This window comes from Kitasatospora sp. NPDC004240, from assembly GCF_053603215.1.
In genome coordinates, this window is sequence record NZ_JBSGFD010000076.1 from 1 (window position 1) to 15,374 (window position 15,374).

10 protein-coding genes are annotated in these 15,374 nt (G+C 77.4%); 4 read left to right on the forward strand and 6 right to left on the reverse strand.

Going from position 1 to position 15,374, the window contains the following annotated elements; genetic code table 11:
- The first annotated feature begins 382 nt into the window (after positions 1–382).
- The 3 genes from ACWEQL_RS21455 to ACWEQL_RS21465 all read left to right on the forward strand — a co-directional run bounded on the left by ACWEQL_RS21455 (position 383) and on the right by ACWEQL_RS21465 (position 2,429).
- Positions 383–784: a DUF6401 family natural product biosynthesis protein gene (locus tag ACWEQL_RS21455; RefSeq protein WP_452151875.1), complete on the forward strand. Its 402-nt coding sequence runs from the start codon at positions 383–385 to the stop codon at positions 782–784.
- Positions 785–885: 101 nt separating this feature from the next.
- A complete protein-coding gene (locus tag ACWEQL_RS21460; protein ID WP_452151876.1) occupies positions 886–1,695 on the forward strand; it encodes an alpha/beta hydrolase in 810 nt (269 codons plus the stop codon).
- A 188-nt stretch (positions 1,696–1,883) separates the two neighbouring features.
- Complete coding sequence (locus ACWEQL_RS21465; RefSeq protein WP_452151877.1) at positions 1,884–2,429, forward strand: NUDIX domain-containing protein; 546 nt, start codon at positions 1,884–1,886, stop codon at positions 2,427–2,429.
- Between the two features lie 33 nt (positions 2,430–2,462).
- Here ACWEQL_RS21465 and ACWEQL_RS21470 read toward each other — a convergent pair whose 3' ends face one another.
- Positions 2,463–3,047 (reverse strand): helix-turn-helix domain-containing protein, encoded by a 585-nt coding sequence (locus ACWEQL_RS21470; RefSeq protein ID WP_452151878.1) that lies wholly within the window; start codon positions 3,045–3,047, stop codon positions 2,463–2,465.
- A gap of 77 nt (positions 3,048–3,124) precedes the next feature.
- Here ACWEQL_RS21470 and ACWEQL_RS21475 point away from each other — a divergent pair, with 77 nt between their 5' ends.
- Complete coding sequence (locus tag ACWEQL_RS21475; RefSeq protein ID WP_452151879.1) at positions 3,125–4,087, forward strand: class I SAM-dependent methyltransferase; 963 nt, start codon at positions 3,125–3,127, stop codon at positions 4,085–4,087.
- 89 nt (positions 4,088–4,176) lie between these two features.
- On the opposite strand, the gene ACWEQL_RS21480 is transcribed toward ACWEQL_RS21475, so the two are convergent.
- From ACWEQL_RS21480 to ACWEQL_RS21500, 5 genes are all read right to left on the reverse strand, one after another.
- On the reverse strand, positions 4,177–7,104 hold the full coding sequence (locus ACWEQL_RS21480; RefSeq protein ID WP_452151880.1) for a condensation domain-containing protein: 2,928 nt from the start codon (positions 7,102–7,104) through the stop codon (positions 4,177–4,179).
- Positions 7,101–8,978, reverse strand: a complete 1,878-nt coding sequence (locus ACWEQL_RS21485) for a non-ribosomal peptide synthetase (RefSeq protein ID WP_452151881.1) — start codon at positions 8,976–8,978, stop codon at positions 7,101–7,103. Before ACWEQL_RS21485 ends, ACWEQL_RS21480 begins: the two co-directional genes overlap by 4 nt.
- A 56-nt stretch (positions 8,979–9,034) precedes the next feature.
- The gene (locus tag ACWEQL_RS21490) at positions 9,035–10,933 is read right to left on the reverse strand and encodes a non-ribosomal peptide synthetase (RefSeq protein WP_452151882.1); all 1,899 of its coding nucleotides are present in this window, start codon (positions 10,931–10,933) and stop codon (positions 9,035–9,037) included.
- Between the two features lie 68 nt (positions 10,934–11,001).
- Positions 11,002–12,180 (reverse strand): acyl-CoA dehydrogenase family protein, encoded by a 1,179-nt coding sequence (locus tag ACWEQL_RS21495; protein ID WP_452151883.1) that lies wholly within the window; start codon positions 12,178–12,180, stop codon positions 11,002–11,004.
- Positions 12,177–15,323, reverse strand: a complete 3,147-nt coding sequence (locus tag ACWEQL_RS21500) for a non-ribosomal peptide synthetase (RefSeq protein ID WP_452151884.1) — start codon at positions 15,321–15,323, stop codon at positions 12,177–12,179. Before ACWEQL_RS21500 ends, ACWEQL_RS21495 begins: the two co-directional genes overlap by 4 nt.
- Positions 15,324–15,374 lie beyond the last annotated feature (51 nt).

Below are 15,374 nucleotides of genomic sequence, written 5' to 3' on the forward strand. Positions count from 1 at the left end.
GGGCGCCGCCCCCGGCCCACCCTCGGGGACGGGGGCGGCGCGCGCAAGCACGCCTCGGCGGGCCGGCCGGATCAGCCCGGTCGCGGGGCGACCAGGGAGGCGATCAGTTCCGGGTGGTGCGGGTGGTCCGGGTGGTGCGGGTCGGACCCTTGCCGCCGACCGGCACCGGGATCCGCCCCTGGACCGGCGCGGGCGGCGCGGCAGCGTGTCGTGGCCGGCGCCCTGCCGGGGCTCGGTGAGGATTCGCAGGTCCGTACGGGTCGTTCCGGCACGGAGCGGCCCGTCCCTTCCGGGGATCCGGCGGGTTCCCGGGTGGCCAAGGTCTCAGCCGGGAACCGCCGCGGGCACTCCGTCCGCCGTCCGGTTCGCCTACCGTGGACGGATGTTCGCCCACCCCGATGACCGCGCCCACGACGCCGGTGCGGGCCGTGACGCGGCCGGTACCCCCGGTGCCGGCGGCGGCGCCGACGGAGCCACGGCCGGCTGTCCGCTGCCCAGGATCGTCACCGCCTTCACGCCGCGCCTGGCCGAGCTCGCCTTCGAGCCCTCCCTCGTCGCCGCCGTCGACCAGCACGTCGCCGAGGTCCGCGAGCTGCTGTACGCGCAGGGGCCGGCCCTGCGGCCGCTGCCGGTGGACCGCGCCGAGCTGTCCGGGTACGCGGCGGGCTTCCTGGAGGCGCTCACCGAGATCGGCTGGCGGGAGCCGGTCGGGTACGACTTCGCGGTGCACCGGCTGACGGCGATCAGCTGGCTGGTCCGCGAGCACCGGCTGCTGGCCGGCTGAGCCCCGGCGTCGACCGACCGCGCCGACCGGCTCCGGCACCCGTCCTTCCGGCGGCGCGTACAGTGGCGGTCCACGGAACGACGGCGGCGGGACGGTTCAGGGTGAGCGGGGACGGCAGCGGCGGCAGGAACGACGGCGGTCCGGCGGCGGCCGGGCACCGGGCGCTGGTCTGGCGCGTCCTGCCCGAGCGGCCCGCGGCGGCGGTGCTGGTGCTGCACGGCGGCCAGGAGCACGGGCTCACCCGCCCGGCCCGCGGCCCGTTCAACCTCCCCGACCTGCGGATGCGCGGCTTCGTCCGGGCCCTGCGCCGGGAGACCGCCGGCGCGGGCGTGGCGATCGGCGTGGTGCGCTACCGCCACCGCGGCTGGAACGGCGAGCGCGCGGACGCCGCCCGGGACGCCCGCGCGGCGCTCAACGACCTCGCGGAGGAGCTCGGCCGGGTGCCGACCGTGCTGGTCGGGCACTCGATGGGCGGCCGGGCCGCGCTGCGCACGGCGGGCCACCCGAACGTGACCGGTGTGGTGGCGCTCGCGCCCTGGTGCCCGCAGGACGACCCCTGCGAGCAGCTGGCCGGACGGTCGGTGGTCATGCTGCACGGCGACCGCGACACCGTGACCGCCCCCGCCGACACCCGCCGGTTCGCCGCCCGCAGCCGCGCCGTCGGCGCCAGGGTCTGCGGCTACACCGTCACCGGCAGTGGCCACGCCCTGCTCCAGCGGGTCGGCGACTGGCACCGCGCCACCGCGCTGCTCTCGGCCGGCCTGCTCGGCCTCGGCGAGCTCCCGGCCGAGACCGCCGGCGCGCTCGCCCTGGCCGCGCCCAGCACCGAGGCCCTCGACCTGCCGCTGCCCCCGCACCCGCGCACCGCCGTCCCGGCCCGCCGCCCGACGGTGCTCCCCTCGGACGCCTGACGCCTCTGACGCCTGTCGCCTCGGACGGCAGAGGCCTCGGACGCCCGACACCCCGGCCCGGGGGCGCACGTACGGGACCGCCCGCCCCCGGCGGGCTCCACGCGCTCCACCCGGACCGCCCCCGGCGCGCCGGGGAGAGGCGTACGGTCGCCCTGACCACCCCCGTCACGGGAAGGGCACCCACCGGCATGAGTGACATCTCCGACGCCTGGACGCTGCGCCACCGCGAGGTGCTGCACGAGGGTCCGTTCATCCGGCTCCTCCAGGACACCGTCGCCGGCCCGCACACGCCGGCATTCCCGTACGAGCACGTCGAGGTGGCCGACGGGGTGCGGGTCGTCGCGCTGGACCACGACGGGCGGCTGCCGGTGGTGGAGGACGACTTCTACCTGACCGGCCGGCGGATGCCGCACCTGCCCGGCGGCGGCGTCGAGCCCGGCGAACGGCCCGAGGCGGCGGCGCTGCGCGAGCTGGAGGAGGAGACCGGACTGCGGGCCGCCCGACTGCGGCCCCTCGGGCGGATCCACCCGCTGCCGGGGGTCACCTCGGTCACCACCCACCTCTACCTGGCCACCGGGCTGCGGCCGGGGATCGTGCGCCGCGACGACGCGGAGAGCGCGATGACCGTCCACCGCCGCACCCTGGCCGAGGCGGTGGAACTGGTCCTGACCGGCGTGATCACCGAGGCGGGCAGCGTCACCGCGATCCTGCTCGCCGCCCGGGCGGAGCACTGACCGCACCACGCGCCCGGACGCCGGCGGCGGCCGTCACTCGCGGGGCCTGGCGCGGACGTGCATCCGCTCGCCCTGGCGCCCGAAGAGGCTGAGGACCTCGACCGGCCGCCCGTCCGCGCTGCTGAACCAGTGCGGCACCCGGGTGTCGAACTCCGCCGCCTCGCCGGGCCCGAGGACCAGGTCGTGCCCGCCCAGCACCAGCCGCAGCCGGCCGTCCAGCACGTACAGCCACTCGTAGCCCTCGTGGGTGCGCAGGTCCGGCTCGGAGCCCCGGTCAGGGATGATCATCTTGTACGCCTGGAGCGGCCCGGGAGTCCGGGTCAGCGGGACGATCGTCTGCCCGTTCGGCAGCGCGTGGGGCTTGAGCCGTACCCGGGGATCGCCCACCTCGGGGGCGCCGACCAGGTCGTCCAGCGGCACCCGGTACGCGCCGGCGAGCGGCAGCAACAGCTCCAGACTGGGCCGGCGCTGCCCGGACTCCAGCCGGGACAGCGTGCTCTTGGAGATGCCGGTCTCCTCGGAGAGCGCGGCCAGGGTGATCCCCCGCTCGGCCCGCAGCCGTCGGAGCCTGGGGGCGACCTCGTCGAGCACGGGCCGGTAGGGCGAGTCACTGTCCATACCGGCATTGCACCCCGGCGTCCCGGAAACGGCAACGTTATTTGCCGACACCGGACGGGCGGGTGCACGCTGCGGGCATGAACCCACACGGCGGATCCGCACACGGACACAAGCACGGGCACGGGCACGGGAACGGCCACAGCCATGGGCACGGCCACGGCCACGGTCACGGGAACACCGACATCGACTGGGAGGTCATGGCCGACCAGCTGGAGCGCAGCGGCGAACTGCAGCTGCCGGCCCTGCGCGAGGTGGCGGCCCGGCTGCGGGAGCTGCTCGGCCCGGAGCACGGGGTGCGGCGGGTGCTCGACGTCGGCAGCGGGCCGGGCATCATGACCTGCGTGCTCGCCGAGGCGTTCCCGGCGGCGGAGGTGGTCGCCGTGGACGGCGCGCCCGGCCTGCTCGAGCGCACGCTGGCCCGCGCCGAGCGACTGGGTCTCGGCGGCCGGGTGACCACCCTGCACGTCGAGTTCTCCGAGGCCCCGGAGAACGAGATCGGCGGGCTCGGCGCGGCCGATCTGATCTGGAGCAGCAAGGCCGTGCACCACCTCGGTGACCAGCAGGGCGCCCTGGACGCACTGGCCGCCGTGCTGCGGCCGGGCGGACTGCTCGCCGTGGCCGAGGGCGGGCTGCCGGTGCGCTACCTCCCCCGGGACATCGGCGTCGGCCGGCCCGGCCTCCAGGCCCGGCTGGACGCCGTCCAGGAGGACTGGTTCGAGGTCATGCGGACCGAACTGCCCGGCAGCGCGAGTCTGGTGGAGGACTGGCCGGCGATGCTCCGGCGGGCCGGCCTGGTCGGGGTCGAGGGCTTCACCCGCCTGCTGGACCTGCCCGCCCCGCTGGGCGACACGGCCCGCGCCTTCCTGCACAGCCAGCTGACCCGGCAGCGGGAGACCATGGAGGAGTCCCTGGACGCGGAGGATCTCGCCACCGTCGACCTCCTGCTCGACCCGCAGGCCCCCGAGGGCATCCTGCGGCGGCCGGACGCCTTCCTCCTCTCCGGCACCACGGTCTTCGCGGGCCTGCGCCCGACGGACTGACCCGGCGCGACCCGGCGCCACCCGGCGCGACCCGGGCCCCGGACGAACGGCACGCCGCCTCGTCCGGGGCCCGGGTGCGCCCAGCGGGCCTAGCGGATCATCGCCGCGAGGACGCCCCGCCAGTCCTCCCCCGGCTCGGGCGCCAGCGGCCCGGCCAGGGCGTCGGCCCGGTAGTGCCAGGGGCGCAGCAGCTCCGGGTCGGGGTCGGGCACCGCTTCCAGGGTGCTGGCCGAGCCGAGCAGGGCGATCAGCTCGGCGGTCAGCTCGTGCCAGGAGACGTGCCCGGTGACGGCGTTGACGACCTGTCCGGCCGCGCGGCCGCTGCCGTCCGCGCAGCCGGTGACGGCCCGGGCGAGCGCCGCCGAGTGCACCCAGGAGACGCCGTACCAGGGGTTGCCGTCCCCGGGCGGGGCGGGCAGCCGGATCGGGTGTCCGGCCTGCGCGGCCTGGTAGAGCGCGCCGGTGGAGCCCCAGCGGAGCTGGTCGCGCAGCCGCCGGTGCGGCCCCCACACGATCGGCGAGCGCACCACGACGCCGGTGCCCCGGCCGGTGGTGCCGGCGGCCTCCAGCAGGATCCGCTCACAGGTCAGCTTGGCCTGCCCGTACGGGCTGACGGGCTGCTCGGCGGGCGCGCCCTCGGCCACCTCGCCGGCGGCCGGGCGGCCGTAGGCGTCGATGCTGCTGACGAAGACGAAGGAGCCGCCCCGCCAGCCGTCCACCAGCGCCCGCATGGCGGCGACGTCGGTCTCGTGCTCGGTGAAGGTGCAGGCGGCGTGGATGACCGCGTCGACGCCCTCCACCGCGCGCCGCAGGCTGTCTGGGTCGGAGAGGTCGCCCTCCGCCACCTCGACGCCGTCCAGGGCGACCAGGTGCGCCGACTCGGGCCTGACCAGCGCCCGGACCGGGCGCCCCTGGGCCATCAGCTCCTGGAGGACGGCGGCGCCGACCCCGCCGGTGCCGCCGGTGAGCAGCACGGTGCCCTCGCGGGCGCCGCCGCGGGCGGCGGCGGTCGTGCCGGTGCCGCGGGCGACGGCGGCCCGGCGCTCGGCGGCGCGGGAGCCCAGCAGGCCGGCGATGGCCCGCGGGGTGCGCTGCTCCAGGACGTCCAGGCCGGTCAGCGGCAGGCCGGTCCGGCTGCGCAGCCGTTCCGCCAGCTGGACGGCGACCAGCGAGTGGCCGCCGAGGACGAAGAAGTCGCCGTCCGCGTCCGGCCGTCGGCCGAGCAGTTCGCCGAAGGCCGTCCGGACGGTCTCCAGCGGTTCGGCCTCCGGAGCCGGGGTGGCGGGGGCGGCGGCCGCCGGGAGCCCGGGCAGACGCCGGGGATCGACGGAGCCGTCGGCCCGGCGGGGCAGGGCGTCCAGCAGGGTGACGGACCTGGGCAGGTGCTCCGCCGGGAGGTGGCGGCGCAGGGCGGTCCGCAGGTCGGTGCCGCTCGGCGCGACCGGGCCGCGCACCACCGCGAACGCGAGCGGCGGGTGGCCCTCCGGGGTGACCACGGCGGCCTCGGTGATCCGGGGATCGGCCAGCAGGGCGGCCACGGCGGGGTGTTCGGCCTCGCCGGCACCCGGCGAACCGGCACCCGCCGGGGTGTCCAGGCGCTCGCCGGGGAGGGTGGCGAGGCGGCGCTCCGGGTCGGCGGCCACCGCGGTCAGCAGGTCGGCGAAGGCCGTGACCAGCCGGCCGGCGGTCTCCTCGTCGAGGGCCGCGAGGTCGTGCTGGAGCAGGCAGCGGGGCTGCGGACCGTCCTCGACGGCGAGGCCGAGGCCGAACTTGGCGAGCCCCAGGTCGATGTCGACGGCCTCGGCCGTCAGCCCGGGCAGGACGAGGGCGCCGACCGGACGGTGCAGGTCGCAGGTGACCGACAGCAGCGGGTGTCCGTCCTCGCCCCGGGCGTCCGCGCCGAGCCGCCGCAGGACCAGGTCGAACGGCACGTCGTGGTGGTCCTGCGCGGTGAGCAGGGCGTCCCGGACGCGCGCCAGCACCTCGGTGAAGGCCGGATCGCCGTCGAGGCCGACCCGGACCGGCAGGGTGTTGACGGCCAGGCCCACCATGCGGCGCAGCTCGGGGCGGGCGCGGTGGCCGCTGGCGCAGCCGATCGTCAGGTCGTCCTCGCCGCAGGCGCGCCCCAGCGTGGCGAAGGCCGCCGCCAGCACCACGGTGAACAGGGTGGCGCCGTGCTCGGCGCCGGCCTTGCGCAGGGCGTCGAGGGTGGCGGCGGTGAGCGGGACGGTGTGCAGCCCGGCCCGGGGTTCCCGCGCGCCGGGCGGGACGCTGCGCAGCAGCGGCAGGGCCCGGGCGCCGGCCAGCCGGGTGGCCCACTCCTCGGCCGCGGCGTCCAGTTCGGCGTCGCGGGCCCGTTCCCGGCGCGCGTGCTCGGCGTACGGGAGGCCGGGCGCGGGCAGCGCCGCGGGATCGCCCGTGCGCGCGGCCGGGTCCCCGGCGAGCGCGGCCGCGTAGAGGGCGGCCAGGTCGGCGGCCACGACCGGGACCGAGCCGCCGTCGACGGCGATGTGGTGCAGGTTGAGCAGCAGGGTGTGGTCCTGCGGGCCGTGCCGCAGGACGAGGGCGCGCAGCACCGGCCCGGTGGCCAGGTCGAACGGGCGGGCGGCCTCGGCGCGCAGCAGCGCGGGGGCGTCCTCCGGGGCGGCGTCGACCACCGGGACGGGGACGGCGGTGACCGGCCCGGCCTCCTGGTACGGCGCCTCCTCGCGCTGCCCGTACCGGGTGCGCAGGACGGCGTGACGGGCCGTCAGTCCGGTCAGCGCGGTGGCGAGGGCCCCGGTGTCGAGCGGGCCGTGGAGCCGGGTGGCGATCGGCACGTTGTAGACGGCGCCGCCCTGGCCGAGGCGGTCCATCAGCCACATCCGCTGCTGGGCGTGGGAGAGCGGGGCCGGCCCGGCCTCCGGGGTGCTCGGGCGGTCGGCGGCGGGCCGCCGCGTACGCGGCCCGGCGGCGCCGCGACGGCGGGCCAGGTCCAGCAGGGCGCTCTGCCGGGCGGCCTCGTCGGTGCCGGTCATCGGGCCTCCTCCGGATCCGCGGGGGCGTCGGCCGCGTGGGCCGCCAGCAGGGCCCGTTCGACCAGGACGGCCTGGGCGGCGACGGTGGGATGGCCGAGGAAGTCGGCGAGCGAGAGCTCCACGCCGAGGTCCTCGCGCAGGTCGTCGACGATCCACATGGCGAGCAGGGAGTGGCCGCCCTCGGCGAGGAAGTCGGCGTCGGGCGCGGTCACCGGGTGTTCCAGGGCCCGCGACCAGGCCTCGGCGACGGCCTGCTCGATCGGGGTCAACTCCGGTGCCCGCTCGGCCTCCTGGTCAGACGGGGGTGCGAGGGCCGGCCCGTCCGACGGCTCGTCCGCGGCGAGTGCGCGCCGGTCGACCTTGCCGGTGCCGGTGAGCGGCAGGGCGTCCAGCAGGGTCCAGGCGGTGGGCACCAGATGGGCGGGCAGACGGTCGGCCAGCCGGCGGCGGAGCGCGTCGGTGGCGGGGCGCGACCCCTCGGCCGGCACCACGTACGCGGTGAGGGCCGCGTCCTCCCGGCCGGCCCGGCGGACCACCACGGCCGCGTCGGCGACCTCGGGTTCCCGGCGCAGGGCGTGCTCGACCTCGCCGGGTTCGATCCGGAAGCCGCGCACCTTGACCTGGTCGTCCGCGCGGCCGTGGAAGTCCAGGCCGCCGTCGGGGCGTTGCGAGACCAGGTCGCCGCTGCGGTAGGCGCGGCCGGCGTGCGGGAGGTCGCGGAAGCGCTCCGCCGTCAGCTCGGGCAGACCGAGGTAGCCGAGGGCGAGGCGTCCGCCGCCGATCCACAGTTCGCCCCGGGTGCCCGGCGACACGGGGGCGAGGTCCTCGTCGAGGACGTGGACACGGGTGGCGCCGAACGGCCGGCCGATCGGGACCGGTCCGGCGCAGTCCTCGGGGGTGACCCGGTGCAGGGTGGTGAAGGTGGTGGCCTCGGTGGGGCCGTAGGCGTTGACCAGTTCGAGCCAGGGGAAGGCCCGCAGGACCGCGCCCGCGTGCTCCGGCGAGAGGGTCTCGCCGCCGACGACCAGGGTGCGCAGCACGCCGAAGATCCGGGAGCGGCGGGCGGCCAGGTGGTGGAAGAGCGCGGTGGTGAGGAAGGCGGTGGTGACGCCGAACCGCTCGACGTCCCGGGCGAGGTCCTCGGCGGTCGGCTGCTCGACGGGCGAGACGGCGACGGCGGCGCCGCGCGCCAGCGGCCCCCAGAGCTCGAAGGTCGAGGCGTCGAAGGTGGCGGGCGAGTGGAACAGCACCCGGTCGCCGGGGCGCAGCGCCACCGCGTCCTCGGCGGTGACCAGGTCGGCGATCGCGCCGTGCGGGATCTGCACGCCCTTGGGACGGCCGGTGGAGCCGGAGGTGTAGATGACGAGGGCGACGGTGTCCGGCCGGACCTCGTGGCGGGGGGCCGGGGCGTCGGCGCGCCGCTGCCCGGGGTCGCCGTCGGTGAGGGCGAGCGCCGGGCCGTCGGCCAGGCCGGCCTCGTCGAGCAGGGCCTTGTCGCCGAGGACGAGCCGGACCCCGGAGTCCTCGATCATCGCGGCGGTGCGGTCCGGCGGGTAGGAGGCGTCCAGCGGGACGGTGTGGGCGCCGGTCCACCAGACGGCGAGCTGGGCGACGACCAGGCGGCCGGAGCGGGCGGCGAGCAGGCCGACGGCGGCGCCGGGGCCGATCCCCCGGGCGGTCAGCTCGGCGGCCAGTTCGGAGGCACGGTCGATGAGTTGACGGTACGTCAGGACGGTGCTGCCGTCGGTCACGGCGAGGGCGTCCGGGTGCTGCTGGGCGTGCCGGGCGATCAACGCCGGTACGGCGAGGACCGCGGGGGCGGCCGCGGGCACGCCCGGGGCCGCGGCGGGTCGTTCGGTGACGGGAGCGGACACGGTGGTTCCCTTCCGGGCGCCCCGGGTTCGGCCGGGGCGCCCTGTACGGCGTGCGGTCAGGTGGTGGCGGCTGCGGCCGGGAGCCGCTCCTCGACCAGCCGGGCGATGCCCCGCAGGTCGGGGCTGCGCAGCAGCTGGGGGGCGCGCAGCCGTACGCCGAACTCGTCCTCCAGGGCGGCCAGCAGGCGGGCGGCGGCGAGCGAGTTGCCGCCGGAGCCGACGAAGTCGGCGTCCGGGCCGAGGTCGGCGCGGCCGAGCAGATCGCGGCAGAGCTTCAGCACGGTCACCTCGGCGGGAGTGGACCCCTCCTCCACGGGCGCCTCCTCGGCGGTCCGCGGGAGCGCGGCGAGCAGGGCCGCCCGGTCCACCTTCCCGTTGGCGTCCAGCGGGAACCCGTCGACCAGCCGGACCAGCGCGGGCACGGCCTGCTCGGGCAGCCAGGCGCGGACGTGCGGCAGCAGCTCGGCGGGGTCGGCGAGGACCGGGCCGGCGAGGTGGGGGCCGTCCGGGGCGGGGTCGCCGAGCGCCGGGCCGTCCGGGGCGGGCTGGACGAAGGCGACCAGCTGGGCGCCCCCGGCCGGGCCGGGACGGGCGGCGACCACGGCCCGGCGGACCCGCGGGTCGGCCTCGAAGGCCGCCTCGACCTCGGCGGGTTCGATCCGTACGCCGCTCACCTTGACCTGGTCGTCGAGGCGGCCGTGGAACTCCAGCACGCCGTCCGGACGCATCACCACCCGGTCTCCGGTGCGGTAGACCCGGTCGACCGGGGCGCCGTCGCCGGTCACGCCCTCCGGCGCGTCGACGTAGCGGCGGGCGGTGAGCTCCGGGTCGAGGTAGCCGAGTGCCAGCACCCGTCCGCCGACCCGCAGTTCGCCGGCCTGGCCGAGCGGCACCGGACGGCCGTCGGGGTCGGTGACCACCACGACGGCGCCGGTGATCGGCAGGCCGATGGGCGGCGCGGCGGTGCCGTGGTCGGCGCCGGGGGCCATGGTGTGGACGCTGGTGACCACGGTGGCCTCGGCCGGCCCGTACGCGTTGTGGACGGTCGCGGTGACGTCCGGGGCGGGGGCGCGGCGCAGCCGGTCGCCGCCGATCATCAGGTGGCGCAGGGCCAGGCCGGACGGCCACGGCCGGTCGAGCAGCGGCTCGGCCAGCGGGGTGGGCAGGACGGCGACGGTGATGCCCTCGGAGCGCCACCAGTCGGTCAGCACGGTGCCGTCCCAGCGGACGGCCTCGGGGGCGACGCGCAGTTCGGCGCCGGCGGTGAGGGCGCCCCACAGCTCCATCAGGTGGGGGTCGAAGGCGACGCCGATCAGCAGGCTGTGGCGGTCGCCGGGGCCGAGGCCGGTCAGGTCGCGGTACCAGTGCAGCAGCGCGCCGAGCGAGTCCTCGCCGACGGCGACGGCCTTGGGGGTGCCGGTGGAGCCGGAGGTGAGCACCGCGTAGTGGGCCCGCTCGGGGGCGCCGACGGCCCCGTCCGCCGCCGGGGCGAAGGCGGCGACCACGGTGGCGGCCGCGGCCACGCCCTCGGCGGGAACGGCCAGCGGCAGGTGCTCGCCGTCCCGGTGGGCGGCCGGCAGCAGGGCGGGGTCGCCGACCACGCAGGCCACCCGGAGGTTGCGGGCGACGGCCTGGAGCCGGCGCTCCCCGGGGCGGGGGCCGAGCGGGAGGTGGACGGCGCCGAGCCGGGCGGCGGCCAGGGTGACGGCGACCAGCGCCGCCGAGTGGTCCAGGCAGACGGCGACCAGGTCGCCGGGGCCCACCCGGGGCCGCAGCGCGTCGGCCACCGTGTCGGCGAGGCGGTCGAGTTCGGCGTAGCTCCAGGTGTGCCCGCCGTCGCTCAGGGCCGGCGCGTCCGGGGTGCGGCGCACCCAGTCGGCGAAGAGCGCGTGCACGGGTCCGTCCTGGTGCGGGCGGCCGTACCCGATGCTGAGGTGGTTGTCGTGGGTGGTCATCCCAGGTTCTCCGAGAAGTTCATGACGCTACGTCAGGACAGGGAAGGATCGGTGTGATCGGAACGGGGTCAGCCCAGGCCCATGGCCCTGGCGATGATCACCTTCTGCACCTCGGAGGTCCCCTCGATGATCGTCATCATCCGGACGTACCGGTACAGGAACTCCAGCGGGTGCCCACGCACCCAGCCGGTGGCGCCGTGCACCTGGAGCGAGCGGTCCACCGCGCGGACCGCGGTCTCGGAGGCGGTGAGCTTGGCCAGGGCGGCGTTCTCGGGCGCCTCGGTGCCGTCGTCGACCAGCCGGGCGCAGGCCAGGGTGAGCAGCTTGGACGCCTCCACCTCGGCCCGGGTGCTCACCAGGTGCTCCTGGACGTGCTGGTAGGCGCCGATCCGCTCGCCGAAGGCCTCCCGCTCGCGGGCGTACTCCACGCCGAGGCGCAGCGCGTACTCGGCGACGCCGTTGCACATCGCGGCCACCACCAGGCGGCCCCGGGAGAGGCTGTCCATGGCGAGGGCGGTGGCGGCGCCGACGCCCTCCTCGCCGCCGATCACGGCGTCCATCGGCAGCCGGACGCCGTCGAGCAGCAGCTCGAACAGCGGCTCGCCGGACATGCCCTCGTAGCGCTGGCCGATCCGCAGGCCCGGCGTGTCCATCGGCACGGCGAAGGCGGTGGCCCCGGCGGTCGGGCCGGCGCCCTCGCCGAGGTCGGTGGCGGTGACGACGAGCACCAGGTCGGCGCGGTCGGCGTTGCTCACGAAGGTCTTGCGGCCGTCGACCACCCAGTCGTCCCCGTCGCGCACGGCGGTGGTGGTGAGACGGAACGCGTCGGAGCCGGCGTGCGGCTCGGTCAGCGCGAGGCAGCGGGCCGACTCGCCGCGCACCAGCGGGACCAGCAGCCGCTCGATCTGCTCGGGCGTGCCGTGCCGCAGCAGCGGGCTGGGCCCGTCGGAGCCGGCCAGCGCGTACGGCGCCAGCACGCAGCCGCTGCGGCCGGCCGCGTGGTGCAGCAGGACCACGGCGGTGAACGGCATGCCGGAGCCGCCGAGCTCCTCGGGGTAGTCGCCCGCGTAGAAGCCGAGCGCGGCCGAGCGCTTGCGCACGTAGGCGCGCAGGTCGGCGGGCACCTGGTCGGCGGTCTCGGGCAGTTCGGCGGCCAGCGGGACGAGCTCGCGGCGCACGAAGCTCTCGAAGGCGTCGACCAGTTCGCGGTGGCCGTCCTCCAGGACGGCGGACGGGCTGGAGCTCACTTGACGCCTCCGGTCAGGGCGCGGGCCTGGTCGGCCAGGACGGGGTTGCGGAACAGCGTGCGCAGGGCCGGGCGGCTGCCCAGCCGCGGCTCCAGCCAGGCGGCCAGCTGGGCGGCGAGCAGCGAGTGGCCGCCGACCTCGAAGAAGTGCGACCCGGCGGTGAACCGGTCGTGGCCCAGCACCTCGCGCCAGGCCTCGGCGATCAGGGCCTCGCCGGGGTCGGTGAAGACCTGCTCCTGGGCCGCCGGCTCGGAGCCGGGCGCGGGCTGCTCCTCGGCCAGCCGGGCGAGGGCCGCGCGGTCGGGCTTGCCACCGGGCAGGACGGGCATCGCGGGCAGGGCCGTCCAGCTCGCCGGGACGAGCCCGCCGGGCAGCCGGGCCGCGAGGGCGGTGTGCAGCGCGGCCTGGTCCGGCTGCCCGGGGCCCTCCAGGAAGCCGACCAGACGGGGGCCGGTGGACGGGTCCCGGTGCAGGACCACCGCGCAGGAGCGGCCGCCGAGTTCGGCGGAGGCCGCCGCCTCGATCTCCTCCAGCTCGATGCGGTGGCCGCGCAGCTTGACCTGGTTGTCCTGGCGGCCGAGGAACCAGAGCCGGCCGTCGCGGTCGCGGTGGCCGCGGTCGCCGGTGCGGTAGACGCGCTCGCCGCCGAGCGCGGGCACGGTCACGAACCGGGCGTCGGTGACCTCCGGCAGGCCGAGGTACCCGGTGGCCAGCAGGTCGCCGCCGATCACCAGTTCGCCGACGCCGCCGGCGGGCAGCGGCCGCAGACCCTCGTCCAGCACGTGCACCCGGACCCCGGGCAGTTCGACGCCGAGCGGGATCTCGGCGAGCCCGCCCTCCCCCTCGCCGTCGTCCTCGGCGAGGTCGGCCGCGCCGACCTCGTGCACGGTGGAGGTGATGGTGGCCTCGGTGACGCCGTACGCGTTGAGCACGCTCACCGCGCCGCCCGCGGTGAGGCCGCGCAGCGCGCGGGCGGGCAGGCGCTCGCCGCCGAGCACCAGCAGGCGCGGCGACCAGCGGCCGTCCGCCAGCGCCTCCCGCAGGTCCTCGCGCACGGCCAGGAAGTAACTGGTCGGCAGGTTGGCCACGGTGACCCCGCGGGCGGCCAGCACGGCGACCAGCTCCGGCCCGGTCGGCACCTCGCGCTGCGGCAGCACCAGCGCGGCGCCGGCGGCCAGCGAGGGCAGCACCTCCTCCAGCGCCACGTCGAAGGACGGGCGGGCGAACAGCAGCACCCGGTCGGCCGGGGTCAGCCCGTACCGCGCGGCGAGGGCCGCCACGCAGCCGGCCAGCGCCTCCCGGCCGACCAGCACCGGCTTGGGCACACCCGTCGAACCGGAGGTGTGGATGACGTACGCGGCGCCCTCGTCCAGGACGGCGCCGGGCCGCGCGGCGGGGAACGCCGGGCCGTCCAGCAGCGCCGGGGCGGGGCGGTCGGCCGGCAGCGCCAGGGCGCTCTGGCGGGTGGCGAGCACCAGGGCCGGGGCGAGCCGGTCCAGCAGCAGGCCGAGGCGGGCCGCCGGGTCCTCGGAGGACAGCGGCGCGTAGACCGCGCCGAGGCGCAGGCAGGCGAGCAGGGTGACCACGCTGTCCACGCCGCGCGGCAGGACGGCGGCGACGATCCGGCCCGAGGTGACCCCGGCGGCGGTCAGACGGTCGACCAACTCGCCCACCCGGCGGTCGAGGTCGCCGTAGGTGAGCCGCTCGGCGCCGGCGATCACGGCGAGGGTGGCCGGGTCGTGGGCGGCGGCGGGGTCCAGCACGGCGGGGGCGACCGGTACGGCGGCGGCCTCCGGTACGGCGGGCACGGCGGCCGGGACGGCGAGGTCCGCGAGGGCCGCCTCCGGGCGGTCGAGGTAGTCGCGCAGCAGCTCCAGCAGGCGCTGGGCCAGCAGTTCGGCGACCTCCTCGCCGAACAGGTCGGCGTCGTAGTCCCACACCAGGGTCATCCCGGCGGCGCCGTGCTTCTCGCCGACCACCCGGCGGTCGTCCGGCAGCAGCACCAGGTCCAGGTCGAAGCGGGTGGTGCCGGTGTTGTAGCCCTCGTAGAGCGAGACCTCCAGATCGGGCGCCTGGACGTCGGGCAGCGCGGCGTCGTGCGCGCTGAACATCACGCTGAACAGCGGGTTGTCGGCGCCCGTGGTGTGCAGCCCGAGCGCGCGGGTCAGCTCCTGGACGGGCACGTCCTGGTGGGGCAGCGCGCGGAGCAGCACGTCGGTCGCCTCGTCGACGGCGTCGGTGGAGCTCGCCGCGGGGTCCAGCCGCAGCCGCAGCGGCACCGTGTTGACGAACATGCCGACCGTGCCCTCGAAGCCGAGCGGCCGGTTGCCCACCGCGGTGCCGATCACCAGCTCGCGGTGGCCGCTGTGGCGGCGCAGCAGTTCGGCGAAGAGCGTGAGCAGGGTGCTGAACGGGGTGTGACCGTCGCCGCGGCTGCGCTCGCGCAGCCGCTCGGCCAGGTCGGCGCCGATCGACTGGCGCAGCTGCCCGCCGCGGTGGCGGCGCACCGCGCCCGGCCGGGCGAGGCCGGGCAGCGTCAGGCCGAGCGGGACCTCGTCCAGCTCGCGCTTCCAGAAGGCCAGGCCGCGCTCGCGGTCGGCCGTACCGTCGGCGAGGGCGCGCGCGTGCTCCTCGTACGAGCGGGCGGGCGGCAGTTCGGCCCGCTCGCCGCGGACATGGGCGCGGTAGACGGTGAACAGGTCGCGCAGCAGGATCGCGAAGGAGTGCCCGTCGTGGATCAGGTGGTGCTCGACGTGGACCAGCCGGTGGTGGCCGTCGGCGATCCGGACCAGGTGCCAGCGCAGCAGCGGAGCCTGCTCGGTGTCGAGCGGCTCCTCGGCCTCGGCGGCGAGCAGGGTGCGGAACGCGGCCTCGGGGTCCGCCTCGGCGGAGAGGTCGCTGGTGCGCAGCCGCAGCTCGGCCCGGTCGGCGACCCGCTGGGCCGGCAGGCCCTCGGCGCGGGGGACGAGCTCCAGCCGCAGACCGGCGTGGTGGGCGAGGACGGCGGTCAGCCCGGCGCGCAGCGCGTCGGCGTCGAGGGTGCCCCACAGGTCGAGCGCGGCGGTGAAGTTGTAGGCGCGACTGCCCGGCAGCATCTGCTCGTGCAGCCAGACGATCTCCTGCGACGGGGAGAGTGCGAACATGAACGGTTCCCTTGCTGTGGCGGGTGCGTGTTCGGTCGGACGGCGGCGGGC